This window comes from Kineococcus sp. AC630 (assembly GCF_979255925.1).
The window spans coordinates 1-24,009 of the sequence record NZ_CEEDMJ010000037.1; the positions used below are offsets into that span (position 1 = coordinate 1).

26 protein-coding genes and 1 pseudogene are annotated in these 24,009 nt (G+C 74.0%); 14 read left to right on the forward strand and 13 right to left on the reverse strand.

What is annotated here, in order from left to right; all coding sequences use genetic code 11:
- Positions 1–439, reverse strand: a 439-nt coding sequence (locus AC0I8G_RS24365) for a response regulator transcription factor (RefSeq protein WP_471732255.1), incomplete at its 3' end; no start/stop codon positions are given.
- A 71-nt stretch (positions 440–510) separates the two neighbouring features.
- Complete coding sequence (locus tag AC0I8G_RS24370; RefSeq protein ID WP_471732291.1) at positions 511–927, reverse strand: VOC family protein; 417 nt, start codon at positions 925–927, stop codon at positions 511–513.
- A gap of 146 nt (positions 928–1,073) precedes the next feature.
- On the opposite strand from AC0I8G_RS24370, the gene AC0I8G_RS24375 reads away from it, so the two are divergent.
- Positions 1,074–1,532: a MarR family winged helix-turn-helix transcriptional regulator gene (locus AC0I8G_RS24375; RefSeq protein ID WP_471732256.1), complete on the forward strand. Its 459-nt coding sequence runs from the start codon at positions 1,074–1,076 to the stop codon at positions 1,530–1,532.
- Here AC0I8G_RS24375 and AC0I8G_RS24380 read toward each other — a convergent pair.
- A complete protein-coding gene (locus AC0I8G_RS24380; protein ID WP_471732257.1) occupies positions 1,432–1,974 on the reverse strand; it encodes a hypothetical protein in 543 nt (180 codons plus the stop codon). The two genes, AC0I8G_RS24375 and AC0I8G_RS24380, sit on opposite strands and share 101 nt — an antisense overlap.
- Complete coding sequence (locus AC0I8G_RS24385; protein ID WP_471732292.1) at positions 1,971–3,290, reverse strand: amino acid permease; 1,320 nt, start codon at positions 3,288–3,290, stop codon at positions 1,971–1,973. The genes AC0I8G_RS24380 and AC0I8G_RS24385 overlap by 4 nt, the downstream gene beginning before the upstream one ends.
- A 132-nt stretch (positions 3,291–3,422) precedes the next feature.
- On the opposite strand from AC0I8G_RS24385, the gene AC0I8G_RS24390 reads away from it, so the two are divergent.
- Positions 3,423–3,890: a PPOX class F420-dependent oxidoreductase gene (locus AC0I8G_RS24390; RefSeq protein ID WP_471732258.1), complete on the forward strand. Its 468-nt coding sequence runs from the start codon at positions 3,423–3,425 to the stop codon at positions 3,888–3,890.
- A 56-nt stretch (positions 3,891–3,946) separates the two neighbouring features.
- On the opposite strand, the gene AC0I8G_RS24395 is transcribed toward AC0I8G_RS24390, so the two are convergent.
- Positions 3,947–4,120 (reverse strand): DUF1059 domain-containing protein, encoded by a 174-nt coding sequence (locus AC0I8G_RS24395; RefSeq protein ID WP_471732259.1) that lies wholly within the window; start codon positions 4,118–4,120, stop codon positions 3,947–3,949.
- The gene (locus AC0I8G_RS24400) at positions 4,117–5,265 is read right to left on the reverse strand and encodes an EAL domain-containing protein (protein ID WP_471732260.1); all 1,149 of its coding nucleotides are present in this window, start codon (positions 5,263–5,265) and stop codon (positions 4,117–4,119) included. Before AC0I8G_RS24400 ends, AC0I8G_RS24395 begins: the two co-directional genes overlap by 4 nt.
- A 200-nt stretch (positions 5,266–5,465) precedes the next feature.
- Here AC0I8G_RS24400 and AC0I8G_RS24405 point away from each other — a divergent pair, with 200 nt between their 5' ends.
- Complete coding sequence (locus AC0I8G_RS24405; protein ID WP_471732261.1) at positions 5,466–6,593, forward strand: lytic transglycosylase domain-containing protein; 1,128 nt, start codon at positions 5,466–5,468, stop codon at positions 6,591–6,593.
- On the opposite strand, the gene AC0I8G_RS24410 is transcribed toward AC0I8G_RS24405, so the two are convergent.
- The gene (locus AC0I8G_RS24410) at positions 6,580–7,326 is read right to left on the reverse strand and encodes a zf-HC2 domain-containing protein (protein WP_471732262.1); all 747 of its coding nucleotides are present in this window, start codon (positions 7,324–7,326) and stop codon (positions 6,580–6,582) included. The genes AC0I8G_RS24405 and AC0I8G_RS24410 overlap by 14 nt on opposite strands.
- Positions 7,326–7,832: a sigma-70 family RNA polymerase sigma factor gene (locus AC0I8G_RS24415; RefSeq protein WP_471732263.1), complete on the reverse strand. Its 507-nt coding sequence runs from the start codon at positions 7,830–7,832 to the stop codon at positions 7,326–7,328. Before AC0I8G_RS24415 ends, AC0I8G_RS24410 begins: the two co-directional genes overlap by 1 nt.
- 83 nt (positions 7,833–7,915) lie before the next feature.
- On the opposite strand from AC0I8G_RS24415, the gene AC0I8G_RS24420 reads away from it, so the two are divergent.
- A complete protein-coding gene (locus AC0I8G_RS24420; RefSeq protein ID WP_471732264.1) occupies positions 7,916–8,710 on the forward strand; it encodes a phosphotransferase in 795 nt (264 codons plus the stop codon).
- A 34-nt stretch (positions 8,711–8,744) separates the two neighbouring features.
- Positions 8,745–9,416, forward strand: a complete 672-nt coding sequence (locus AC0I8G_RS24425) for a pyridoxine/pyridoxamine 5'-phosphate oxidase (protein WP_471732265.1) — start codon at positions 8,745–8,747, stop codon at positions 9,414–9,416.
- Positions 9,417–9,426: 10 nt separating this feature from the next.
- Here the strand turns inward: AC0I8G_RS24425 and AC0I8G_RS24430 are convergent, their stop codons facing one another.
- Entirely contained in the window at positions 9,427–10,233 is an 807-nt protein-coding gene (locus tag AC0I8G_RS24430) for an ABC transporter ATP-binding protein (RefSeq protein WP_471732266.1), read from the reverse strand.
- Positions 10,234–10,291: 58 nt separating this feature from the next.
- Here AC0I8G_RS24430 and AC0I8G_RS24435 point away from each other — a divergent pair, with 58 nt between their 5' ends.
- Positions 10,292–11,122 carry a hypothetical protein gene (locus AC0I8G_RS24435; protein ID WP_471732267.1) on the forward strand — a complete coding sequence of 277 codons (831 nt, stop codon included), beginning with the start codon at positions 10,292–10,294 and terminating at the stop codon, positions 11,120–11,122.
- Between the two features lie 78 nt (positions 11,123–11,200).
- Positions 11,201–12,523: an MFS transporter gene (locus AC0I8G_RS24440; protein ID WP_471732268.1), complete on the forward strand. Its 1,323-nt coding sequence runs from the start codon at positions 11,201–11,203 to the stop codon at positions 12,521–12,523.
- Here AC0I8G_RS24440 and AC0I8G_RS24445 read toward each other — a convergent pair.
- Both AC0I8G_RS24445 and AC0I8G_RS24450 read right to left on the reverse strand, forming a co-directional pair.
- A complete protein-coding gene (locus AC0I8G_RS24445) occupies positions 12,414–12,974 on the reverse strand; it encodes an isoprenylcysteine carboxyl methyltransferase family protein (protein ID WP_471732269.1) in 561 nt (186 codons plus the stop codon). The two genes, AC0I8G_RS24440 and AC0I8G_RS24445, sit on opposite strands and share 110 nt — an antisense overlap.
- On the reverse strand, positions 12,971–14,050 hold the full coding sequence (locus tag AC0I8G_RS24450) for a type III polyketide synthase (RefSeq protein ID WP_471732270.1): 1,080 nt from the start codon (positions 14,048–14,050) through the stop codon (positions 12,971–12,973). Before AC0I8G_RS24450 ends, AC0I8G_RS24445 begins: the two co-directional genes overlap by 4 nt.
- A gap of 119 nt (positions 14,051–14,169) precedes the next feature.
- On the opposite strand from AC0I8G_RS24450, the pseudogene AC0I8G_RS24455 reads away from it, so the two are divergent.
- The 3 genes and pseudogenes from AC0I8G_RS24455 to AC0I8G_RS24465 form a co-directional block, all read left to right on the forward strand.
- Positions 14,170–14,502: pseudogene (locus tag AC0I8G_RS24455) on the forward strand (hypothetical protein); the annotation flags it as partial.
- 364 nt (positions 14,503–14,866) lie between these two features.
- Positions 14,867–15,067, forward strand: a complete 201-nt coding sequence (locus AC0I8G_RS24460) for a hypothetical protein (RefSeq protein WP_471732271.1) — start codon at positions 14,867–14,869, stop codon at positions 15,065–15,067.
- Complete coding sequence (locus AC0I8G_RS24465; protein WP_471732272.1) at positions 15,064–16,050, forward strand: epimerase; 987 nt, start codon at positions 15,064–15,066, stop codon at positions 16,048–16,050. The genes AC0I8G_RS24460 and AC0I8G_RS24465 overlap by 4 nt, the downstream gene beginning before the upstream one ends.
- On the opposite strand, the gene AC0I8G_RS24470 is transcribed toward AC0I8G_RS24465, so the two are convergent.
- Positions 16,025–18,355, reverse strand: a complete 2,331-nt coding sequence (locus tag AC0I8G_RS24470; protein ID WP_471732273.1) for a DUF3376 domain-containing protein — start codon at positions 18,353–18,355, stop codon at positions 16,025–16,027. The genes AC0I8G_RS24465 and AC0I8G_RS24470 overlap by 26 nt on opposite strands.
- Before the next feature lie 53 nt (positions 18,356–18,408).
- On the opposite strand from AC0I8G_RS24470, the gene AC0I8G_RS24475 reads away from it, so the two are divergent.
- Positions 18,409–19,347 carry a phosphotransferase enzyme family protein gene (locus AC0I8G_RS24475; protein WP_471732274.1) on the forward strand — a complete coding sequence of 313 codons (939 nt, stop codon included), beginning with the start codon at positions 18,409–18,411 and terminating at the stop codon, positions 19,345–19,347.
- A gap of 19 nt (positions 19,348–19,366) precedes the next feature.
- On the opposite strand, the gene glgA is transcribed toward AC0I8G_RS24475, so the two are convergent.
- Positions 19,367–20,557, reverse strand: a complete 1,191-nt coding sequence (glgA, locus tag AC0I8G_RS24480) for a glycogen synthase (protein WP_471732275.1) — start codon at positions 20,555–20,557, stop codon at positions 19,367–19,369.
- A gap of 59 nt (positions 20,558–20,616) precedes the next feature.
- Between glgA and glgC the strand changes: the two genes are divergently transcribed.
- Genes glgC through serB form a run of 3 tightly spaced genes read left to right on the forward strand, consistent with a single transcriptional unit; the run spans position 20,617 to position 23,990 of the window.
- Positions 20,617–21,855 (forward strand): glucose-1-phosphate adenylyltransferase, encoded by a 1,239-nt coding sequence (gene glgC, locus AC0I8G_RS24485; RefSeq protein ID WP_471732276.1) that lies wholly within the window; start codon positions 20,617–20,619, stop codon positions 21,853–21,855.
- Between the two features lie 44 nt (positions 21,856–21,899).
- A complete protein-coding gene (locus AC0I8G_RS24490; protein ID WP_380256471.1) occupies positions 21,900–22,703 on the forward strand; it encodes an LLM class F420-dependent oxidoreductase in 804 nt (267 codons plus the stop codon).
- 36 nt (positions 22,704–22,739) lie between these two features.
- Entirely contained in the window at positions 22,740–23,990 is a 1,251-nt protein-coding gene (gene serB / locus AC0I8G_RS24495) for a phosphoserine phosphatase SerB (protein ID WP_471732277.1), read from the forward strand.
- The last annotated feature ends 19 nt before the right edge of the window (positions 23,991–24,009 follow it).

The window sequence follows — 24,009 nt, forward strand, 5'->3', positions numbered from 1 at the left end:
GCCACCCGCCGCGGACGACGCGGCGGGTGGCGGGGTCGAGGGAGAGGTCGCCGGCGGTGAGGACGGCGGGGCGTTCGGGGGCGCCGCGGCGGTGCAGGGCGCGCAGGTGGGCGAGCAGGACGGGGAAGGAGAAGGGTTTGGTGAGGTAGTCGTCGGCGCCGAGGTCGAAGGCGTCGACCTGGTCGTACTCGCCGTCCTTGGCGGTGAGGATCAGGACGGGGGTCCAGACGCCGGCGGTGCGCAGGTCGCGGCAGATCTCGTAGCCGTTGCGGCCGGGGAGCATGAGGTCGAGGACGAGGACGTCGTAGCCGGCGGTGGCGGCGCGGTGGTAACCGGTGGTGCCGTCGTGGGCGACGTCGACGGTGATGCCCTCGGCGCTGAGGCCGCGTCGGATGGTGTCGGCGAGGAGGGTCTCGTCCTCGACCAGGAGCACCCGCACGTCTGCAGGGTAGCCGCGGTGAGCCTCGACGCTCGGGACTCACGACGTTCCTGACTCACGACGTCGGTGACTCACCCGGCCGTGGGGTTCGTCCACATCACCTGCCAGCCGTGGCCGTCGAGGTCGAAGAAGCTGCGGGTGAGCATGAAACCGAAGTCCTCGAGCCCGTCGGCCTCGACGCCGCCGGCGGCGAGGGCGGCGTCGGCGATGGTGTCGACGTCCTCGCGGGTGGCGACGGTGAAGCAGTACAGCGCCAGGGCGTGGGTGGTGGGGTCGCCCGCGGGGAGCTTGGAGAGCTCCGCGAACCGGGCGCGGTCGGCGAGCATGACGCGGGCGTGTTCGCCGACGAGCAGGCAGGCACCGTGCCCGTCGGCGAAGTCGGGGTCGAACGTGAAGCCGAGTCGGGAGAAGAAGTCCTGGCTGCGGGCCACGTCGGCGACGGGCAGGGTGACGAAGAAGGTGCGGCCGGGGTGCGCGGGGGTGGTCATGGCGGGTCTCCAGTCGCTGGTGCGGGTGGTGTCGTGGTGACCGGGTGGGGCGGCGGAACTCATCGGCGACTCCTCGACGGCTCATCGACGGGGTCGACCGCGAGGCGGTCCGGCCCCGCGGAACCCCCGTGTGTCAGGATGCTGACATGGATGAGGGTGACGTCGGCATCGACCTGGACACGTCCCTGGGCTACCTGCTGAAGGAGGCCGCCAGCGCCCTGCGCGCGGCCCTGGAGGCGGTGCTGCGACCGCTCGGCATGACGGTGACGCACTACTCCTGCCTGGAACTGCTGGCCCAGCGCCCGGACCTGTCCAACTCCGACCTCGCCCGCGGCACGTTCGTGACCCGGCAGTCGATGAACGTCCTGCTCCACGCGCTGGAACGCGACGGTTCGGTGAGCCGGGCGACGCGGGCCCCGGTCGGCAAGGCCCTCCCCACGCGACTCACCCCCCTGGGACGGCAGCGGTTGGCGACGGCGAGCGCCGCCGTGCGCGCGGTGGAGGTCAGGATGCTGGGTGGGATGACCGCAGTGGAGCAGGCGGCGGCGTCGCGCGCCCTGCGGAGCATGGTCCGGTCCCTGGAGGAACCCGGAGGGAGCTCCTGAAGGCCGCGGCGAGGCGCTGCACGTCCTCGTCGGGCATCCCCGCGAGCGATCGGCGACGCAGGTGCCCGCCCTGCGGCAGGCGGATCGAGGGTTCCTCGTCCCACCGCCCGGCGGGGCGGACGTCGGCGACCTGCGACCAGGGGACGAGCGGGCCGAAGCGCCACCCGGTGCGCAGGCGGACACCGTCCGCCGCGACGAGGACCGCGGCGGGGAAGCGCCTGCGCAGCACCAGCACGGCCGCCACCACGGCGAGGAGGGCGATCGCGAACCCCTGGGCCCCGGGGTCGCGGGGGTGGTCGAGCAGACGGAGGACCGTGGACCCGGTGAGGGTCCCCAGCACCCCGGCCAGGACCCGCCAGGCGAGGAGCGGCGGGCGCAGCAGGTAGAGCGGCTGGAGGCCGGTGGTGTCCAGCTCCCGACCTGTCCCGCCCGCCGCGTTCACTCCCGGACCGGGGCGGCCCTGCGCTGGTGGCGCACCCCGACGGCGACGACCCCCGCGGTCAGCACCAGCGAGAGGCCGAGCTGCACCCGCTGCCCGGGGAGCACGACCATGAGGATCAGCACGACGGCGATGAAGGCGATGGTGGCGTAGGTCAGCCAGGGGAAGAGCCACATCCGCACCACGGGGCGCTCCCCCGCGGCGTCGAGGCGACGGCGCACGACGACCTGGCTCAGCGCGATGAAGGCGTAGATGACCAGGGCGAGGGCACCGCTGGTGGCGAGGAGGTAGTTGAAGATCGTGTCCGGCAGGACGTAGTTGCCGATGACGGCGACGAAACCCACGACGGTGGAGATGAGGATCGCCGGGTAGGGCACGCCGCGGCGGGAGACGTGCGACAACCACACGGGTGCGTCCCCACGCCGGGAGAGGGAGAAGACCATCCGGGAGGCGGTGTAGAGGGCGGAGTTGAGGCAGCTGGCGACGGCGGTGAGGATGACGACGTCCATGATGGCGCCGGCACCGGGGATGCCGATGGTCTCCAGGGTGGTCTGGAAGGAGCCGCCCTCCTCGAGCTGGCTGGAGTTCCACGGGACCAGGGCGACGACGATGAAGATGGAGCCCAGGTAGAACAGTCCGATCCGCCCGATCACGGAGTTCACCGCGCGACGGACCCCCTTCTGCGGATCGGGCGATTCCGCGGCGGCGATGGTGACGATCTCGGTGCCCATGAAGCTGAACATCGTCAGCAGCATCCCCGCGAGGACGGCGGAGAAGCCCTTGGGCAGGAAACCGCCCGCGTCCCCGGTGAGGGAGAACCCGGGTGTCCCGCTGACGTCGGTACCGGGCAGCACCCCGAAGATGGCCAGCAGCCCGACGACGATGAACCCGACGATCGCGACGACCTTCACCCCGGCGAACCAGAACTCGAACTCGCCGTAGTTGCCGACGCTGGCCAGGTTGGACGCGGTGAGGGCGAGCGTCACGAGCAACGCCCAGACCCATTGCGGGGCACCGATCCAGTCGCTGAGGATGTTCGCGGCCGCGGTCGCCTCGACGGGGATGACGAGGACCCAGAACCACCAGTACAGCCAGCCGACGCTGAACCCGGCCCAGCGGCCCATCGCCCGGTCGGCGTAGGTGGAGAAGGACCCGGTGTCGGGGTTGGCGGTGGCCATCTCCCCGAGCATGCGCATCACCAGCACGACGAGCGTCCCGGCGAGGGCGTAGGAGAGGAGCACCCCCGGGCCCGCTTCGGCGATGGCCGACTTGGACCCGACGAAGAGGCCCGCCCCGATGACTCCGGCGATGGAGATCATCGTGATGTGACGGGGTTTGAGCCCGGTGCCCAGACCGGGTTGTTCCTGCGTGGTTGTCACGGTGTCGACCTCTCGAGTGCGGAGCTGCTCCTCGGCTGTGCGAAACGGCGGCTCACGGTAGCGTCCCGACCCATGAGTCCGCGAACCATCGCCACGTCCCGTCGTGTCGAACTGCCCGAACTGCTGGACTTCGTCCGCACCCGCCACCAGGTGGTCCTCACCACCACCCGCTCCGACGGTTCACCGCAGATGTCGCCGGTGACCGCGGGGATCGACGAGCAGGGACGCCTGGTCGTCTCCACCTACCCCGACCGCGCGAAGGCCGGCAACGCCCGCCGCGACCCGCGGGGTTCGGCGCTGGTCCTCTCCGACGACTTCGGCGACGCCTGGGTCCAGCTGGACGGCGAGTTCGAGGTCCTCGACGGTGAGGACGCGATCGAACCGCTGGTGGACTACTTCCGCTGCATCTCCGGCGAGCACCCCGACTGGGAGGAGTACCGCCAGGCCATGCGCGATCAGGGGAAGTCGCTGCTGCGGATGACGATCCGGCGGTGGGGCCCGATCGCGACGGGTGGTTTCCCGGCGCGCCTGGCGGAGTGAGCGGCGCGGCTGAGCGGCGCGGCTGAGCGGCGCGGCTGAGCGGCGGGGACCGGGGCTCAGACCTCGTCGTGCAGGTTAGCCTCGACGGCGCGCACCAGGGCGTCGTCCACGTCGACGTGGTGGTCCTCGCGGGCGTGGGCGGCGACCTGGGCCAGGATGTCGGCGCGGTCGGCCCCGAGGAACTCGCGGCTGCAGCCGGGAACGACGTCACCGCAACGGAAGGCCTTCACGCGCCCATCCTCCACGGCTGGCGCCGGTAGCCGGCCGCCGGGTCGGCGGCGAGGTCGAGGACCACGTCCTCGACGCCGACGACCCCGACGTAGCGGCCGGTGGAGTCCGTGCAGACCAGCGGGTCGAAGCGGACTCCGGCGGCCCGGGCCAGGGCCCGTCCCGCGGCCTCGGACACCGGCGTCTCCGGCGCGAGGCGGATGTCCACGGGTTCGACGCGGGGCCGCTCCCCCGGGCGGTGACCGGGCAGGACGATGACCCGGGGCACGTCCTCGACGTCGACGACGACGACGGGGGCGCAGTCCTCGACGGCGACCCGCACCGCGGCGGAGACGCTGCGGGAGGTCTTGGTGCGCCGGGCGAGGTCACCGCTGCGGCGGACGGGGTCGAGAGCGGGACGTTCGGGGCGGTGCAGCATCCGCATCGCCTCCGTCCCCAGACCGGCGAAGTCGTCGCCCGGGCGGGCCAGCAGGAACCCCTGGACCAGGGGGACGCCCATCCCCCGCAGCACGTCGAGCTCGGCGACGGTCTCCACGCCCTCGGCGATGATCCAGGCGTCGAGGCGGCCGGCGCACTCGCCGAGGAACTGCACCAGCGACCGCTTCACGAGGTCTCCTTCGAGGCCCCGGACCAGCTGCAGGTCGATCTTGAGGATCTCCGGGCGCACCACGGCCATCCGCAGCAGTCCCGAGTGCCCGGTCCCGACGTCGTCGAGGGCGACGATGGCTCCCCGGGCCCGCAGCACCGCGAGCGGCTCGACGAGGTCGCGGGGGTCGCAGGCCGCGTGCTCGGTGAGTTCCAGCACGACGCCGGTGAGGTCCTGCGCGCGCAGGATCGACATCACCTCGGGGTCGGAGAGGGAGGTGGGGCTGGCGTTGACGGTGAGGAAGGCCCCGTGCGGGAGGCGGTCCAGCAGGCGCAGCGCGCCGCGCAGGACGACCTTGTCGAGGTCGGCGTCGCGGCCGAGGGTGCGCGCCGCGACGAACCAGTCCTCGGTGGGGATGGTGGAGGGGAACCGGCTGAGCACCTCGTAACCGGCGACGCGGCCCGCGGCGACGTCGACGACGGGGTGCAGGACCAGTCGGAACAGGCTCGGGTCCGCGCAGACGGCGTCGAGTCGTCGGCTCCACCGCGCGCGGTGCGTCACGCCACCCATTGCGCCGCCTCCCTGAACCATCACTCTCGGTGGCAGATACCCCATCACGCTGTGAACGAACCCTCGTCCGTGAGGGAACGGTGCAGATCCGTCGCAGCGTCGAGGGAGCATATAGCGGTAACCGCCCGACTACACCCCGCTGATGGAGTCCGTGCCTCAAGAACGACCCGGGGGCCGTCGATCACCTCCGGGTGAACCGTCGATCGCTCCCCGCGCTGGTGCTGGTGCTGGTCCTCGGCCTCGGCCTCGGCGCCGGTGGACTCGCCGGTGCCGCCCCCGCCCTGGCCGACCCCGGCACGGCGGCGCAGGCCCGCCAGGAGGCCGCCGCGGCCGCCCAGGCCGTCCAGCGGGCCGGTGAACGGGTCACCGCGGCCCAGGAGGCCCTCCTGCGGCAGCGGAGCGACGTCACGAGCGCGGTGAGCTCGAGCATCGGGGCGCAGGTGCAGGCCGACCACGAGGAGCGCGCCGCCGCCACGGCACGTTCCCGCACCGCCCAGCGGGTGCGCTCCATCTACATCGACGGCGGGGTCGTGGGCGGGGCCGGTCGCGGGCTCGCGCTGTTGACGTCGCTCACCCACGGGGCGGACCCGACGGTGGCGCTGGCCGGCCTGAGCGCGGCCCGCCGGGTCGACGACGCCACGGACGCGTCGGCGCGGACACGGGCCGCCTCCGCCCGCGAGGACGCCCAGCAGGCCGACGGGGGTGCCGTCGCGGCGGTCGCCGGACTGCGCGACGTCGCCGCGCAGGTGAGCGCGATGACCGACGCCCTGGCCGGCGCGCAGCAACGACTGCAGGCCCTCACCGCGGAGGCCGCCTCCCTGCAGGCCGCCGAGGACGCGGCCGCCGCCCTGGCCGCCGCCCAGGCTCGCGCAGCAGCGCTGAACGCCGCCGCCACCAGCTCGGCCGAGGGGGTGCACGCCCGCACCGTCCCGGCCGACTACGACGACCTCTACCGCCGCGCGGCGGCGACCTGCGCGGGGATGCGCCCGGAACTGCTGGCCGCGGTGGGTCAGGTGGAGAGCGGTCACGGGGTGAACGTCGGCCCGAGCTCCGCCGGCGCACAGGGCCCCATGCAGTTCATGCCCGCCACCTTCGCCACCTACGGAGTGGACGGCGACGACGACGGGAGCATCGACGTCCAGGACCCCGCCGACGCGGTGTTCAGCGCCGCGAAGTACCTGTGCGCCAACGGCGGTGGGCAGGGCCGCGACGGTGAGGCCGGCGCCCTGTTCCGCTACAACCACGCCGACTGGTACGTCGCCATGGTCCAGCGGGTCGCCGACGAGCTCACCGGGAGCGCCTCCCTCACGTCTCCGTGAGCCGCAGCACCGCCGTCCCGCTGAGGGTCTGCACCTCGACCGTGGCGATCTGAGACCGCGTCCACGACGTCGCGCCGCTCAGCCTGGCGTCGCGGCCGGGGATGGCGGTCCAGGTCCCGACCTGCTGGGTGGTGCCCGCGGCGTCGGTGATGACCAGCGCGTAGGGGAAGGGGTCCTCGGCCGCGGCCTGGGCGTAGGCGCACACCAGGTCGACCTTGGTGCCCCAGCCGACCTCGGTGAGCTGGACGGTCGCGGTGATCGGCACGGGCAGCAACGGGTCCATCTGCTGCACGTCGCCGCGGGTGGCGCCGGGGGCCGCGCCCGCGACGGGGGTGGACGTGCCGACCTCGTCGCCGTCGCGCCAGACGAGCGCGGAGACGAGGGCCGCGGCCGCGGCGAGTCCGCCCGCGAGCGCCGCCCGGCGGGTGGTGCGGCGTCGGCGCACGGCGCGCAGCAGCGCGGGCAGGACGGTGTCGGGGACGGCCTCCTCGCCGTGGCCGCGCTCGCGCAGGGCAGCGACGGGGTCGTCCTCGCCGAGGGCGTCGACGACCTCGCGGGGGGTGCGGGAGAGCAGTCCGGGGAGTCCGGCGAGTTCCTCGACGGCGCGCCGGCAGTCGGGGCAGGTGCGCAGGTGGGCCTCGAACCCGGCGCGCTCGCCCGGGGAGAGGGCGCCCAGGACGTAGGGACCCGCGGTGGTGGTGAAGTCGTCGTCGTACGCGGGGTGGTCGGTCATCAGCGGCTCACCCCCATCTCCTGCAGGGCCAGTCTGAGGTTCATCAGGGCGTAGTGGGTGCGTGACTTCACGGTTCCCTCGGGGATGCCGAGGGCACGGGAGGCCTCGGCGACGGAGCGGCCCTGGAAGTAGCACTCGCGCAGGACGGCGCGGTGCTCGGTGGAGAGGCGGGTGAGGGCCTGGGCGACGACCCACTGCTGGAGGACCTGTTCGGACTCGTCGACGACGACGCGGTCGGGGACCTCGGCGTGGACGCTCTCGCGGCGGTTGCGGGCCGAGCGCCAGTCGTCGATGACGAGGCGGCGGGCGACGGTGAAGAGCCAGGCGCGGGTGGAGCCGCGTTCGGGGTCGAGGGACTCGGGGTGCCGCCAGGCGCGCAGGAGGGTCTCCTGGACGACGTCGTGGGCGCTGACGCGGTCGCCGGTGAGGGAGACGACGTAACCCCACAGGGCGCCGGCGTGCTCGTCGTGCAGGGCCCGCACGAGCTCCTCGTCGGCATCGGTCATCGCTGCTCTCCTCCTCGTGCTCTCTCCGAGGACACCACGAGACAGCACCGGAAACGGTTCGACGGGGTTCCTAGGGTGGGCGTGTGGATGAGCAGGAACCGTCTCGGGGGTCGTCCGGGGAGTCGTGGCGCGGGGTCCAGGTGCCGGTCGGGCCGGTTCCGGTGCCGGAGCCGTTGCGGGAGGTGGTGGGCCGCTGGGGGGCGCCGGCGGGGGCGCGGGAACTGCCGGCGGTGTGGGTGAACGCGGCGGGCGGCACCACCTTCCCGCTGCAGGGGTCGGCGGTGTTCTGCAAGTGGGCCCCCGCGCGGATGGGCGGGCACCTGGCGGCGGAGGCGGAACGGGCGCGCTGGGCGATCCGGTGGCTGGCGGTGCCGGAGGTGCTGGAGCACGGCTCCTGCGCGGACGGGGAGTGGCTGGTGACCCGTGGGCTGCCGGGGCGCACGGCGGTCGACCCGGACTGGCGGGCGCGCCCGGAGGTGGCGGTGGTCTCGCTGGGGCGGGGTCTGCGTCGACTCCACGAGGCCCTGCCGGTGGCGCAGTGCCCCTTCGACTGGGGTGTCCCCCACCGGCTGGCGCGCGCCGTGGGAGACGTCAGCGGGTTGCCGGACCCGCCGCCGGTGGACCGCCTCGTGGTCTGCCACGGCGACGCGTGCGCACCGAACACGTTGCTGGCCGAGGGGACCGGGGAGGCGGTGGCGCACGTGGACCTGGGTGGACTGGGGGTGGCGGACCGGTGGGCGGACCTGGCGGTGGCGACGATGAGCCTGGGCTGGAACTACGGGCCGGGGTGGGACGCGACGTTCCTGGCGGCCTACGGAGTGGACCCGGACCCGGTGCGCACCGACTACTACCGGGCGTTGTGGGACGTGGGTCCGTGACGGGGCACGGCGTGGGCGCGGGTACCGTCGCGGGGTGAGCTCGGGTGGCGCGGACCTTCGACACTTCCTGGCCGGGTTGGCCTGGCCGGAACCGCAGGGACCCCTCTTCGACCCCGACACCGCCCCGGCGGATCCCGTCGAGCTGTTCGTGCGGTGGCTGCGCGAGGCGGTGGACCGCGGTGCGCCCGCGCCGCACGTGATGACGCTGGCGACGGTCGACGCGGCGGGCCGCCCCGACGCGCGGGTCACCGTCCTGGAGGACGTCGACGACGCGGCGTTCTGGGTCGCGGCGAGCGAGTCGAGCCCCAAGGGCAAGCAGCTGGGCCGGGTCCCGGTGGCGGCACTGGTCTTCCACTGGCCGCTGCAGGGTCGTCAGGTGCGGGTGCGCGGCACGGTCCGCCCCGCCGGGGAGGCGCGCACGGCGGCGGCGTTCGCACGCCTCAGCGCCCACGAACGCGCCGAGCTGCTGGTGGACCGCCAGAGCGGACCCCTGCACGACGAGGAGTGGCTCTCCAACGCCCTGGGGGACCCGACGGAACTGCTGGAGCTCGAGGGCGCCGGTCCGGTCGCGGCGCCGACGTGGCGGTTGTGGGGGGTCGACGCGGGTCGGATGGAGTTCTTCCAGGCCGCCCGCGACGGTCACCACGTCCGTCTGCGCTACTCCCGCGACGAGTCCGGCTACGCCACGGAACTCCTGCGCCCCTGAGCGGGCGGTCTCACAGCGCCCGGGCGGAGAACCTGCCGTCGCGGTGCTCGACGTCGAGGGCGAGCCCGAAGGTCTGCGACAGCGTCGCGGAGGTGAGGACGTCCTCGACGGGACCGCCCGCGACCCGGGCCCCCTCGCGCAGCAGCAGCGCGTGGGTGGTCCCGACGGGGATCTCCTCGACGTGGTGGGTGACCAGCACGGTCGTGGGGGCCGCGGGGTCACCGGCGAGGGCGGTGAGGCGACGCAGCAGGTCCTCCCGGCCGCCGAGGTCGAGCCCGCCGGCCGGTTCGTCGAGCAGCAGCAGCTCGGGGTCGGTCATGAGGGCCCGGGCGATCTGGGTGCGCTTGCGTTCACCGTCGCTGAGGGTGGCGAAGGCGCGGTCGGCGAGGTGGGCGACGCCGAGCAGGGCGAGGAGTTCCTGCGCGCGGGCCTCGTCGTCGGGGTCGTACTCCTCGTGCCAGCGGCCGGTGACGCCGTAGGCGGCGGTGACGACGACGTCGCGGACGCGTTCCTGGCCGGGGACGGAGTTGCCGAGCGCGGTGCTGGCCAGGCCGATGCGCGGGCGCAGCTCGAAGACGTCGACGCGGCCGAGGGTCTCACCGAGGATGCCGACGGTCCCCGAGGTGGGGAACAACCGACCGGCGGCGATGGAGAGCAGGGTCGACTTCCCCGCGCCGTTGGGGCCCAGGACGACCCAGCGTTCGCCCTCCTCCACGGCGAGGTCGACGGCGTCCAGCAGGACGCTGGTCCCGCGCCGGACGGTCACCGCGGACAGGTCCAGCACCGACGCTGGGACTCGGCTGGTGTCGCTGGTCATGCGGGCGACCCTAACGACCCAGGTGGGAGCGGGCCCGCGCGGGTCGTAGGCTTCCGGCGTGCTGGACCTGCCCCGCTCCGCGCGGTTGGCCGCCTGGGGAACGGGTGTGCTGAGCGCGAACGCCTCGCTGGAGTCCGCGGTCGCCGCGGTCGTGCGCGACGACGAACCCCACACGGTCTCCTTCGCGGAGTCCACGCCCACCCTGCCCGGTCTGCCCGGCGCGGGCGGGACCCCCGACGACGTGACGACCCTGCTGGCGGCGCTGGCCGAGTGCGCCCACGCCGCACCGGGCGGGGGCCGGTTGCTGCTGGCGCTGCCCGTGCCCGGGGACCCTCGCGGTCTGCCCGGACCGGCCGCCGTGAACGTCACCGCCCTCGAGGTCGGTGAGTGCGTCGTCGCCGAGCTCGGCGGGCACGACACCCGCTGGGCCCTGGTCCCGGAGGTCACCGAGTTCGGGTCGGTCTGGGAGCCGGGGGCCCTGGTCACCTGGACCGTGCTCGGCGCCGCACCGCGCCGGGCCCCGGAGAGTTCCAGCGTTGCGGAGTCCGAACGCGAACTGCGGGTCGCGCTGGCCACCGCGACCCAGGCGCTGGCGACCCTGGACGTGGCGCGCTGGCGCGAGGACGCCGCGGACCGCATCGCCGCGGTGCGCGACGGGGGCCTGGCCCGCGACGCCGTCCCCGCCGACACCTCCCCGCGGGCGATGCGGGTCCTGCAGACCGCCGCGCGGGTCCTCGCGATCGTCGACCTCGCCACCGAGGACGACGGGGCCGCCATCACCAGCCTGGAGGCGACGTCACGGGCGCAGGCGCTGCGCGAGGTCGCCGGGGTCGCCCGCCGCGCCCTGGTCGCGGCCGTGAACGCCCACACGGAGCCCGCCCGACCCTGACCCGGGCTGGCCGGATTCCAACGGGAGGTGTTCCTCGGAGCGCTCCCGGCGGATCGCGGAGTGCGCCACGATGGCGCCGTGAGCACCCGCACCACCTCCTCCGCGTCCTCCCCCGCGTCGTCCCCCACGTCGTCGAGACGCCGCCTCCACCCCGCCTGGACCGTCGCCGCCGTCACCTTCGCGACGCTGCTGGCCGCCGGTGCCTTCCGTTCCGTCCCGGCGACCCTCATCGACCCGATCTCCGCGGAGTTCGGCTGGTCGACGGCGTCGATCTCGGCCGCGGTCAGCGTGAACCTCGTCCTCTACGGCCTCATCGCCCCGTTCGCGGCGGCGCTGATGCAGCGCTTCGGGGTGCAGCGCGTCGTCGCGGTCGCGTTGCTGCTGGTCGCGGCCGGGTCGGCGGGGTCTGCCTTCGTCGAGGCCCGCTGGCAGCTGGTGGCGACGTGGGGTGTCCTCGTCGGTCTCGGCACGGGGGCGATGGCGATGTCGTTGGCGGCGACGGTCGTGGGGCGCTGGTTCGTGCTGCGCCGGGGCCTGGTGACGGGGTTGCTCGCCGCGGCGGCCTCAGCGGGTCAGCTGGTGTTCCTGCCGCTGGTGGCGCGCCTGGCGCAGGCCCACGGCTGGCGCACACCGTGCCTGGTCATCGCGGCGGTCGCGCTGGTCGTGGTCCCGCTGGTGGTGCTGCGCCTGCACGAGTTCCCCGCCGACCGGGGCGTCCTGCCCTACGGCGGGACGAGCGCGGTCGACGTCCCGGTGCGGCCCCTGGGGGCGCTGGGCGCGCTGCGGGTCGCGGTGCGTTCCCGGGCGTTCTGGTTCCTCGCGCTGGGTTTCGCGATCTGCGGGGCGTCGACGAACGGCCTCATCGGGACGCACTTCGTCTCCGCCGCCCACGACCACGGGATGCCGGCGACGACGGCCGCGTCGCTGCTGGCCCTCGTCGGGCTCTTCGACGTGGCGGGGACGATCGCGTCGGGGTGGCTGACCGACCGGGTCGACCCCCGGTTCCTGCTGCTGACCTACTACGCGCTGCGCGGGGTGTCGCTGCTGCTGCTGCCGAGCGTGCTCTCGCCGGGGGTGCAACCGGCGACGTGGGTGTTCGTGGTGTTCTACGGACTCGACTGGATCGCCACCGTGCCGCCGACGATCGCTCTGGCGCGCAAGCACTTCGGCGACGCGGGTCCGGTCGTCTTCGGTTGGGTCTTCGCCTCCCACCAGCTCGGCGCGGCGGCGATGGCCTTCGTCGCCGGTGTGGTGCGCGACGAGACCGGCGACTACCGCGGCGCGTTCCTGGTCAGCGGGGCGCTGTGCCTGATCGCTGCGGTGGCGTCGACGGCCGTGACAGGGCCGCGAGCGCGCGGTTCTCGGCCGGCAGCCGGAACCCCAGCAGCAGCACCGCGTTGAGGACGGTGAAGGCGAGCGCCGTGACCCACGCCGTGTGCACCAGCGGCAGGGCGAACCCCTCGAGCACGACGACGACGTAGTTGGGGTGGCGCAGCCACCGGTAGGGACCCCGGGCGACCAGGGTGAGACCGGGGACGACGATGACCCGGGTGTTCCACTGCGGCCCCAGCGCCGTGATGCACCACCAGCGCAGGCCCTGCGCGGCCAGGACGAGGACCAGCATCGGCCAGCCGAGGGCGGGGACGAAGGGCCGGTCGGCGGCGAGGACCTCGACCAGGCAGGCCAGCAGCAGCCCGGTGTGCAGGACGACCATGGGCGGGAAGTGGCCACGGCCGGACTCGACGCCGCCCTGCGCGAAGGACCACCGGGCGTGGCGGGTGGAGACGACGAGTTCCGCGATGCGCTCGAACCCCGTCGCCAGGACGAGGGCGGCGAAGAGCCAGGTGCTCACCGGGCCTCCAGCAGCAGGGTCTCGGTGCTGACGCCGGGTCCGACGCCCAGGACGAGGGCCCGTCGGCCGGGGGTGCGCTCGGTGTCGGCGAGGACGTGCAGCACCGCGGAGCTGGAGAGGTTCCCGCTGGCGCGCAACGCCGCCCGGCTCGCGTCGAGGGCGTCGGCGGGCAGGTCCAGGGCCGCCACGACGGCGTCGAGGACCTTCGGGCCACCGGGGTGCACCACCCAGTCGTCGACGCCGGCGACCCCGCCGTGGGGGTGGAGGAAGGCGCGGACGTCGTCGCCGACGTTGGCGCGCAGGACCTGCGGGAGCCCAGCGGAGAGGACGATCCGGAACCCCTTCGAGCCGATCTGCCAGCCGAGGGCGTCGGCGCTGCCCGGCAGCAGCCGGGAGGTGTGCTCCAGCACGTCCCAGCCGGGGCGCCCCGCCGCGCGCTCGGCGCCGGCGAGGACGACGGCGGTGGCTCCGTCGCCGAACAACCCGCTGGCGACGAGGTTCGCCGTGGAGGGGTCGTCCGGCTGCAGGGTGAGGGAGCACAGTTCGACGCTGACGAGCAGGCCGACGGCGTCGGGGTGGCCGGCCAGGTGGTCGTCGAGGCGGGCCAGCCCGGCCGCGCCCCCGGCGCAGCCGAGCCCGAACCCGGGCCAGCGCACGACGTCGGGGCGCAGGCCGACGCGCTCGACCAGCAGGGCGTCGACGGAGGGCGCGGCGACACCGGTGACGGTGGTGAAGAGCAGGACGTCGACGTCCTCCGGCTGCAGGCCCGCGGCGGCGAGGGCTCCCTTGACGGCGCGTTCGGCGAGGTCGAGGGCGATCTGGGCGAAGGCGGCGTTGGTGGCGTCGAAGGCGTCGGGCCGGGTGACCAGCTCGGGGTAGTCCGACAGCGGCAACGCCAGGTGCCGGAAGTCGACGCCCGCGGCGCCGTGCAGGCGCCGCATCAGTTCCCGGTGCCGGCCGGGACGGGACAGCAGCGGGGCCAGGGTGTCGGTGATCTCGGCCTGGGTGTGGCGATGGGCCGGCAGGACCGGCTCGGTGGCCAGCACGCGGGAGGGGTTCCGGGGGCGCGGCGTCACGCGGCGATGCTCGCACCCGTACCGCCCGGGCGCAGGACCTGGGGTCCGGCGGTGGCCGCGACGTCGTCGAAGGGGGGACCGCGACCCGGGTCGGCTGCTACGCCCTCGACGGAACGCTGCTGTCCTCCGCCACCGGCGCGGCGGGTGCGGCGCACCACGACGACGACGCGGCGCGCAACCTCGCCGCGGCGGTCGCCGCTGCGGTCACGAAGGGTGGGCTCGACCCCGCCGCGGCCCGCGGCCTCACCGCCGGGGTGGCGGGGATCGGTCGGCCCGGGTCCAACCAGGGGGTCGGTCGCGACCGGGCGTGGGCCGCGTCGTTCTACCCGCTGGACCTCCTGGACTGCCCCCGGACGTTCGTCAACGACGCCGTCGTGGCGCACCGCGGGGCGTTGCTCGGCCGGGCCGGGATCGTCGTGGTCGCCGGGACCGGTTCGATGGTCCTGGCGATCGACGAGAACGGCGTCGAGGTCGAGAGCGGGCAGTTCCAGCACTACGCCGGCGCGGCCCGCCACGTCGCCTTCGACGTCGTGCACCAGGTCCTCGCCGGCCGGGTGGAACCGGCCGACGGAGAACTCCTCACGCGGGTCCTGGGGCACTGGGGCGCCGCGGACGTCGACGCCCTGCGCCGCGCGCTCCGGCAGCAGGAGGACGTCGCCCACAACGACGTCAAACGCGTGTTCGGGAGCTTCGCCCCGGTCGTCACCGAACTCGCCGACACGTCACCCCTGGCGGACCGCGCGCTGCGGAGGCTGGCCGAGATCACCGCCGACGGTGTGCTGCTGCTCGCCGCTCCTGCAGCACACCCCCGTCCCGGTGAGTCTGGCCGGTTCCCTCGCCCTCGACCCGGCGTTCTCGACGCGTCTCGACGCCGCGCTCGACGTCCCCGGCGCCACCCCCGTGCGCCTGGCGCCACCCGCGCTGGACCCCTTGGCCGGCGCCGGGTTCCTGGCCCTGCGCCGCCTCGGCGTCCCGCTCGGCCCCGAGGTGGTGCGGCGGCTAGGTTCGTCGGGGTGAAGATCGTTCTCCCGGGCGGTACCGGTCAGGTCGGTGCGCTGCTGCGCCGCGCGTTGCTCGCCCGCGGTGCCGAGGTGGTGGTGCTCAGTCGACGCCCGGAGGTCCTGGAACCCGGGGTGCGGCACGTGCTCTGGGACGGGCGGACCCTCGGCCCCTGGACGCGTGAGTTCGAGGGGGCCGACGCCGTCGTGAACCTCGCGGGGCGCACCGTCAGCTGCCGCTACACCGACGCGAACCTGCGCGAGATGATGAACTCGCGGATCGACTCGACCCGGGTCGTCGGTGCGGCGATCGCGGAAACCCGGGAACCCCCGCGGGTCTGGTTGCAGATGAGCACGGCCACCATCTACGCCGACGCGCGGTCCCGGCCCGACGACCTCGCGCACGACGAGGCGAACGGGATCATCGGTGGTGAGGAACCCGACGTCCCGCTCTACTGGGAGTACAGCGTGCGCATCGCCCGCCGCTGGGAACAGGCCCAGGCCGACTCCCCCACCCCGCGCACCCGCCAGGTCGCCTTGCGGGCCGCGATGGTCATGACCCCCGACCGCGGCGGGGTCTTCGACTACCTCTCGGGGATGGCCCGCCTCGGGGTGGGCGGGGCCGTCGCCGGTGGTCACCAGTACGTCTCGTGGATCCACGGCGACGACGTGGTGCGGGCCGTGGAGTTCCTGCTCGCGCGCGACGACCTCGACGGGCCGGTGAACCTCTGCGCCCCGCAGCCCGTGCCGCAGCGGGAGCTGATGCGGGACCTGCGCGCGGCGTGGGGTTCCCGCGTCGCGGTCCCGGCCACTGCGTCGATGGCCCGGCTCGGCGCGTTCGTGCTCGGCACCGACGCGGAACTGCTGCTGAAGAGCCGGCGGGTGGTCCCGGGCCGGTTGCTGGACGCGGGTTTCACCTTCACCCACCCGCGGTGGCGACCGGCGGCGGCGGACCTCGCGTCCCGCGCCCGGGAACTCAGGACCCCGACACGTAGCGGTTGAGCACCGCCCGCAGGACCCGTTCCAGCACAGCGCGTTCGATCCGGTCCGGAACGGGGACGTGGGGAACGGTGACCGCGTCGGCGAGGACCCCCGCCGCACGCTGCAGGACACCCTCGACGCTGTCGCCGAGCCCGGCCAGCTCCGGCCGGTGCTCGCGCAACCCGTCGCGGACGTCACGCAGGAACTCGTGGTCGTCCCTCGCCAGCAGGTCGAGGAGTTCGCCTTCGAGCCGGGCGATGAGGACCTCCGGCGCGGTTCCCGCAGCGCCCTCGCTGCGCAGCACCGCCCGCTGGGTCCCGGCCACCCAGCCGTCGTCCATCCCGAGGGCCCGCCCCAGGTGGGCGACAGCGTCCAGGCGACCCCACCGCCAGTCCCAGGTCCGCCACGCGGACGGACCGAACGCACCGAAGTGACCGGCGCGGGTCCCGAACAGCTTGCGCCGGCCCAGGACCTCGGGATCGACGCCGAGGTCGGGGAGCAGGGGGGTCGTGACGTCGGGACCCAGCCGGAGGAACTCGAAGGAGGCACCCCGGGCGAACGGGGTGCGGGCCGTCAGCGCCCGGGAGGTCACCTCGACGGCGAAGGCGGCCCGCAGGACGTCCGCGGCCCCCGTCCCGCTGCGGGTCGCGGCGTGGACCGTCGCGATCCGCTGCAGCAGGTCCCCGAGGACGTCGGGGATCCGCAGCCGGGTGAACACCTCGTTGACGTGCCCGACCACGACGGCGTCGGACGCGGCGGCGACCTCGGCCGGCAGTTCCGCGAGGTGGCGTTCCAGCGCGTCGTGGACCGCCTCGACGTCCCCGAGCAACGCCGACACCGCGACGGCCGCGGTCTCGACCGGCTCACCGCGCTCGAGGCGGTGCCGCAGGTCGCGGGCCAGCAGCCGGGCGCACCGTTCCGCGGTCGCCGGCCCCCAGCCCCACGGGACGGCGACGAGGTCGACCGGTCCGGCCCCGGCCGTCCACGCCGGGGTCGGGCCCTGCGCCGGCCCGGTGGAGGGGGCGGGGCCGTTCAGCCGGTGCGGACGAGTGCGTTCCCCCGTGGCCGCCAGCGACCTGGCCTCGTCGATCCCCCCGAGGCGTCGACCCTCGCGGTAGAGGGGCAGCAGGCTCTCCGCGGCGGCGACGACCTGCGCCGCACCCGGTCCGTCCTGCCGCTCGGGGTCCAGCACGGCCTCGAGGAGGGCCTGCACCTGCGCGCCCGCGTCCGCGACGTCGACGAGGGCCTGCAGGTCCTCGACGTCGGAGCGGAGGTCGGCCTCCCGGGGCAACCCGAGCGCGGCCGCGACGACGTGGACCCAGTCCGGGTCCTGCTCGGGTGGCGGCTCGCTGACGGGTCGACCGGCGGAGGGGACGACGTAGACCAGCAACCGGCGCAGGCTCGCGTCGGGCGGGGTGCGGGTGATGCTGTCCAGCACGGGGCCGAACGGGGCGTTGTCGAGGACACCTCCATCCATCAGGAGTGCGGCACCACCCCCCGTCGCCGGCCGGATCCGCACCGGCGGGGCGGTCATCGCCCCGACCTCCTCGACGGGGACGAACGCGGCCGGGAACGAGGCCGACGCCCGGACGGCGCGGGTGAGTTCCACCGGGTGGTCGCCGAACTCGTCCAGCACCGCCCGCCGGAACCCCTCCCCGGGGTCGTAGACGACGTGGTGGGGGTCGTGCCGGAACCGGTAGAGCCTGCGGTGGTCGGGGACGGCGAACTCCTGACCGAAACCGTCGGCGTAGGAGCCGGCCGCGGGTCCGAGCGCGGTCCCGGTGGTGAACAGCGTCACCGCGCGCCGCAGCGCGGAGCCCTCCGGTCGGGGTCCGCGGCGATCGCCCGGGCTCGCACCGTCGCGTTGGGCCGCGAGGTCGCGCAGCGTGCGTCCGATCATCTGCTCGAAGTAGTCGCCGCTGAACAGCGACCGCCAGGTCTCGGGGTGCTGCGCTCGCAGCAACGTCGCGGTGTCGAGGGCGGCACCGTGTTCCCAGAGGTGGCGCAGGTAGGGGTGCTCACGGTCGGGGTCCGCCCAGTCGGTCGCCCCGTCGCTCGCGATCGCCCGAGCCAGGAACGCCGCGTTCAACCCCCCGGCGCTGGAACCGGCGAGGACGTCGACCACGACGCGCGCACCCCGCAGGGCCTCCCGCCAGCGCCGCCAGACCTCGCGGTCGTGGTCGGGCACGTCTTCCACCGAGCAGTCCGGGTCGCCCGCGCGCCGCAGCAGGTCGAGTTCGTGGGTCACCCCGCCCATCCAGACGGCGAGGCTGACCCCGCCGTTCATCACCAGCGCGATGCGCAACTCCCGACCCGTCGTGGTCACCGCCGGATCGTGGCACCCCCTGCGGAGGCTGACAACGCACTACGGTGCGGGCTGTGCCGGCGCCGGGGTTGTCGATGCTGTGGGAACCGACCGACCCGCAGGTCGCCCTGCGCACACGGTTCGGGTTCGACGGCGTCGACGCGGCGGCGGACTGGCTGAGCGCCGCCCTCGCGGGGACCTGGGGCGTCACCGTCCACGCGTGCCCGCGATTGGTGATCAGCGACCAGAACGTCATCGCCTGGGCCACCTCCGACCGGGGTGACCTGGTCGTGAAGTGGTCCTGCGACACCGGACGCTTCGCGCGGTTGGACACCTCCACCCGACTGCTGCGCGACCTCGCCCGCCAGGGGGTCCCGGTCGCGGCGCCGCTCGCGACCCGCGACGGGAACGACCGGGTGGTGCTGCCGGGCCCGCTGGGCGAGCTCTCGGTCGCCGTCCTCCCCGAACTCACCGGCGACTGGCTGGACGTGGCCGACCTCGCCGCGGTCCGCTCGGCCGGGGCGTGGCTGGCCAGGGTGCACGCCGCCTTCCCGTCGCCCACCGACGACGCCGTGGCCCCGCTGCGCGAGCGCGTCGAGGTCTGGCTGCGCTCCGCGGACCCGGGCCTCGTCCCGGCGGCCTCGACGCGCCTGGCCGCCCTGCTCGCCACGGCTCCCCCGCTGAGCGAGCGACCGCAGTACGTGCACGACGACTTCCGGGCCGCGAACCTGCTCACCCGGGACTCCGAGGTCGTCGGCGTGCTCGACTTCGACGAGGTGCGGGTGGACCACCGGGTGAGCGACCTCGCGAAGGCGAGCGTCTACCTGGCCACCCGGTTCACCGACTGGGGTCCCACGTCGCCGGCGGTGCGGACGGCGTTGCGCGCGGGCTACGAAGCGGTCCGGCCCCTGAGCCCCGAGGAAGCGCGCTGGCTCGAGGTCCTCGTGCTGTGGCAGGGGGTGATGGCGGTCCGCGGTCCCGGTGACGCGGCGGGGTGGGCCCTCGGCCTGTGACGCCGCGCACCGGGGCGGCTCAGCGGACCGAGCGGTAGACCTCCAGGGTCCGGGCCGCGATGGCGTCCCAGGAGAAGTGCTCCACCGCACGGACCCGGCCGGCGGCCCCGCGGGTACGGGCCCGCTCGGGGTCGGAGACGGCGTCGGCGAGGGTCGCGGCGAGGTCGGCGACGAACTTCTCCGGGTCGACCGGGGCGCCGGTGCCGTCGGTGACCTGCTCGATGGGGACCAGCCAGCCCGTCACGCCGTCGTCGACGACCTCGGGGATGCCGCCGGTGGCGGTGCCGACGACGGCTGCGCCGCACGCCATCGCCTCGAGGTTGACGATGCCCAGCGGCTCGTAGACGGAGGGGCAGACGAACACCGTCGCCTGCGAGAGGTGCTCGAGGAGTTCGGGACGACTCAGGTGCCGGTCGAGCCAGACGACGCCCTCGCGGGTCTTCTGCAGTTCGGCGACGAGCCCGGCCACCTCGGCGGCGATCTCGGGGGTGTCGGGAGCCCCGGCGCACAGGACGAGCTGCACCTCCGGCGGGAGCTGGGCGCAGGCCCGCAGCAGGTGCGGCAGCCCCTTCTGACGGGTGATGCGGCCGACGAAGACCACGCTGGGGCGGTCGGGGTCGACCCCGTTGGCCCGCACCAGGTCACGGCCCTCGACGGGGACCCACTCGGAGGCGTCGATGCCGTTGTGGACGACGTGGACGCGGGCGGGGTCCAGGGCCGGGTAGCTGCGCAGGATGTCGGCGCGCATGCCGGCGCTGACGGCGATGACGGCCGCGGCGGCCTCGAAGGCGGTCTTCTCGGCCCAGCTGGACACGCGGTAGCCGCCGCCCAGCTGCTCGGCCTTCCACGGCCGCAGCGGTTCCAGGCTGTGGGCGGAGACGACGTGCGGGACGCCGTGCAGCAGGGAGGCCAGGTGGCCGGCCATGTTGGCGTACCAGGTGTGGGAGTGCACGACGTCGGCGCCGGCGACGTCCTGGGCCATCGCGAGGTCCACACCGAGGGTCCGCAGGGCCGCGTTGGCCCCCTCCAGCGTCGCCGGTTCGGGGTAGGCGGTCGCGCCGGGCTCGGTGCGGGGCGCGCCGAAGCAGCGGACGGCCACCTCGGGTCCGCCGGGCACGGAACGCAGCGCTTTCACCAGTTCCTCGACGTGAACTCCCGCTCCGCCGTAGATCTCCGGCGGGTACTCCTTCGTCAGCAGGTCGACACGCATCGAACTTCCTTCCCGTACATGGTGGGCACGCCACCGTAGCGGGGCCTATCGTGCCCCTCGTGGCCACACCGAACGTCCTCGCGATCGTCCTCGCCGGCGGGGAGGGGAAGCGGCTCATGCCGCTCACCGCCGACCGGGCCAAACCCGCCGTCCCGTTCGGGGGGACGTACCGCCTCATCGACTTCGCCCTCTCCAACCTGGTGAACGCCGGGTACCGCAAGATCGTCGTCCTGACGCAGTACAAGTCCCACTCCCTGGACCGGCACATCTCCCAGTCCTGGCGGATGTCGAACCTCTTCGGGTCCTACATCGCCTCCGTGCCCGCGCAGCAGCGGGTCGGCAAGCGGTGGTACCTGGGGTCGGCGGACGCCATCTACCAGTCCATGAACCTCATCTCCGACGAGCGTCCGGACATCGTCGTCGTGGTCGGCGCCGACCACGTCTACCGGATGGACTTCTCCCAGATGGTGGAGGCCCACATAGCCTCCGGCTCGCCGTGCACCGTGGCGGCGATCCGTCAGCCCATCTCCCTCGCCGACCAGTTCGGGGTCATCCAGACCGAACCGGGTTCGAACAAGATCGCCGAGTTCCTGGAGAAGCCGAAGGACCCGCAGGGTCTGGAGGACTCCCCGCACGAGGTCCTGGCCTCGATGGGCAACTACGTCTTCACGGCCGACGCGCTCGTGGACGCGGTGACCCGCGACTCCGAGGACGAGGGCTCCAAGCACGACATGGGCGGCGACATCGTCCCCGACTTCGTCTCGCGCGGACAGGCCTCGGTCTACGACTTCAAGGACAACGAGGTCCCCGGGGCCACCGACCGCGACCGCGCCTACTGGCGCGACGTGGGGACGATGGACTCCTACTTCGAGGCCCAGATGGACCTCATCTCGGTGCTGCCGGTGTTCAACCTCTACAACTACGAGTGGCCCATCATCACCGCGCAGGACTTCTACCCGCCGGCGAAGTTCGTGCACGGCTGGCAGGGCACCTACGGCCACGCGGTGAACTCCATCATCTCCCAGGGCACCGTCGTCTCCGGTGCGCTGGTGGAGAAGTCGGTGGTCTCGCCCAACGTGCGCCTCGACTCCTGGGCCCACGTCAGCGAGTCGGTGCTGCTGGACGGGGTGCAGGTGGGTCGCCACGCCGTCGTGCAACGGGCCATCATCGACAAGTTCGTGACCGTCCCCGAGGACGCACGGATCGGCGTCGATCCCGACGAGGACCGGGCCCGGGGTTTCCACGTGACCGACTCGGGCATCACGGTCGTCGGCAAGGGCCAGACGATCCCGAGCTGAACCCGGACCTGGTGGCAGCGCCGGGCGGGATCTAGGGTCAGGACATGACCGCAGATCCGCGCCCGGTGCGCATCGGCATCCAGATCCAGCCCCAGCACGCGCAGTACCCCGCGATCCGCGCCGCCGCGGCGCGGGCGGAGGAGATGGGCGCCGACATCGCCTTCAACTGGGACCACTTCTACCCGCTCTACGGCGAGCCCGAGGGCCTGCACTTCGAGGCCTGGACGATGCTGGCCGCGTGGGCGGAGGCGACGTCGCGCATCGAGATCGGTGCGCTGGTGTCCTGCAACTCCTACCGCAACCCCGAACTGCTCGCCGACATGGCCCGCACCGTCGACCACGTCTCCGCCCACGACACGGGATCGGGCCGCCTCATCCTGGGCATCGGGTCCGGGTGGTTCGAGAAGGACTACGACGAGTACGGCTACGAGTTCGGCACCGCCGGCGGGCGGCTGAACAAGCTGCGCGACGACATGCCGCGCATCGAGAGCCGGCTGGCGAAGCTGAACCCGGCGCCCACCCGCAAGGTTCCCGTCCTCATCGGCGGCGGCGGGGAGCAGAAGACGCTGCGCATCGTCGCGAAGCACGCCGACATCTGGCACTCCTTCGGCGACGTCGAGACGTTCACCCGCAAGAGCGGGATCCTCGACGAACGCTGCGCCGAGATCGGCCGGGACCCCCTGGAGATCGAGCGCTCCGTCGGGGTCGAGCCCAAGGACGGGGTCGAGGCGGCGGAGGCGCTGCACGCCGCCGGCGGCCGGCTGTTCACCTTCGGTACCGGTGGACCCGACTACGACATGGGTTTCCTCGCCGACCTCATCGCCTGGCGCGACAGCAAGAACGCCTGACCTCGGTTCGACGGCACGCCCGGTAGGGTTCCGGGCGTGCCTGACAACCCCTCCGCGACCACGGTGCTGGTGACCGTCACCGGACCCGACCGGCCCGGGGTGACGTCGGCGTTGTTCGCCGCCCTCGCCGGGACGGCGGCCCACGTGCTGGACGTGGAGCAGGTCGTCGTCGGCGGGATCCTGACCTTGTCGGCGCTGGTCACCGACCCGGTTCCCGGGGCGGTGGCCCTCGCCGTCTCCCCCGGAACCGTCGCCGGCCTGCAGGGGCTCGAGGTGACCTGCGCCGCACCGGAAGAGGTGCTCGTCACGGCCCGGCCGCGACGGTTGCACGTGACGTTGCTCGGAGCGCCGCTGGTGCCCGCCGCGATCGCGCGGATCACCACGGTGCTGGCCGAGGCCGGGGCCAACGTCGACCGGATCCGGCGGATGTCGGTCCACCCGGTGACCAGCGTCGAACTCGACGTCTCCACCCACGGCGGCCCCGAGGAACTCCTCGCCCTGCGCCGCACGCTCTCCGTCGAGGCCGGCCGGCACGGCCTCGACGCGGCCGTCTCCCCCGCCGGTCTGGCCCGGATGGGTCGACGCCTCGTCGTGATGGACGTCGACTCGACCCTCATCCAGCAGGAGGTCATCGAACTCCTGGCCGCGCACGCCGGACGCGAGGCGGAGGTGGCGGCCGTCACCGAACGCGCCATGCGCGGGGAGATCGACTTCGCCGCCTCGTTGCGCGAACGCGTGGCCTGTCTCGAGGGTCTCGACGTCTCGGTCATCGACGCCGTCCGTGCGGCCGTCGTCCTCACCCCGGGGGCGCGGACCCTGTGCCGGACGCTGCACCGGCTGGGTTTCACCCTGGCCCTGGTGTCCGGGGGGTTCCTGGAGGTCGTCGGCCCCCTCGCCGCGGAACTCGGGATCGCGCACGTGCGGGCGAACCGGTTGCAGGTGGTGCACGGCACGCTCACCGGGCGGGTCACGGGACCCGTCGTCGACCGCGCGGCGAAGGCCGTGGCCCTGCGCGACTTCGCCGCCGCGGAGGGACTCCCGCTGCACCGCACCGTCGCCGTCGGCGACGGTGCGAACGACCTCGACATGCTCGCCGCGGCCGGGCTGGGGATCGCCTTCAACGCCAAACCCGTCGTGCGCGAACAGGCCGACGCGGCCCTCAACGTCCCCTACCTCGACGCCGTCCTGCCGCTGCTGGGCATCACCCGCGACGACGTCGAGGAGGCCGACCTGCTCGACCAAGCCGGACGGAGCGGTCCCGGGGACGCGGCGCTCAGCCGCGGTTGAGCGCCCAGGTGGAGAGCCC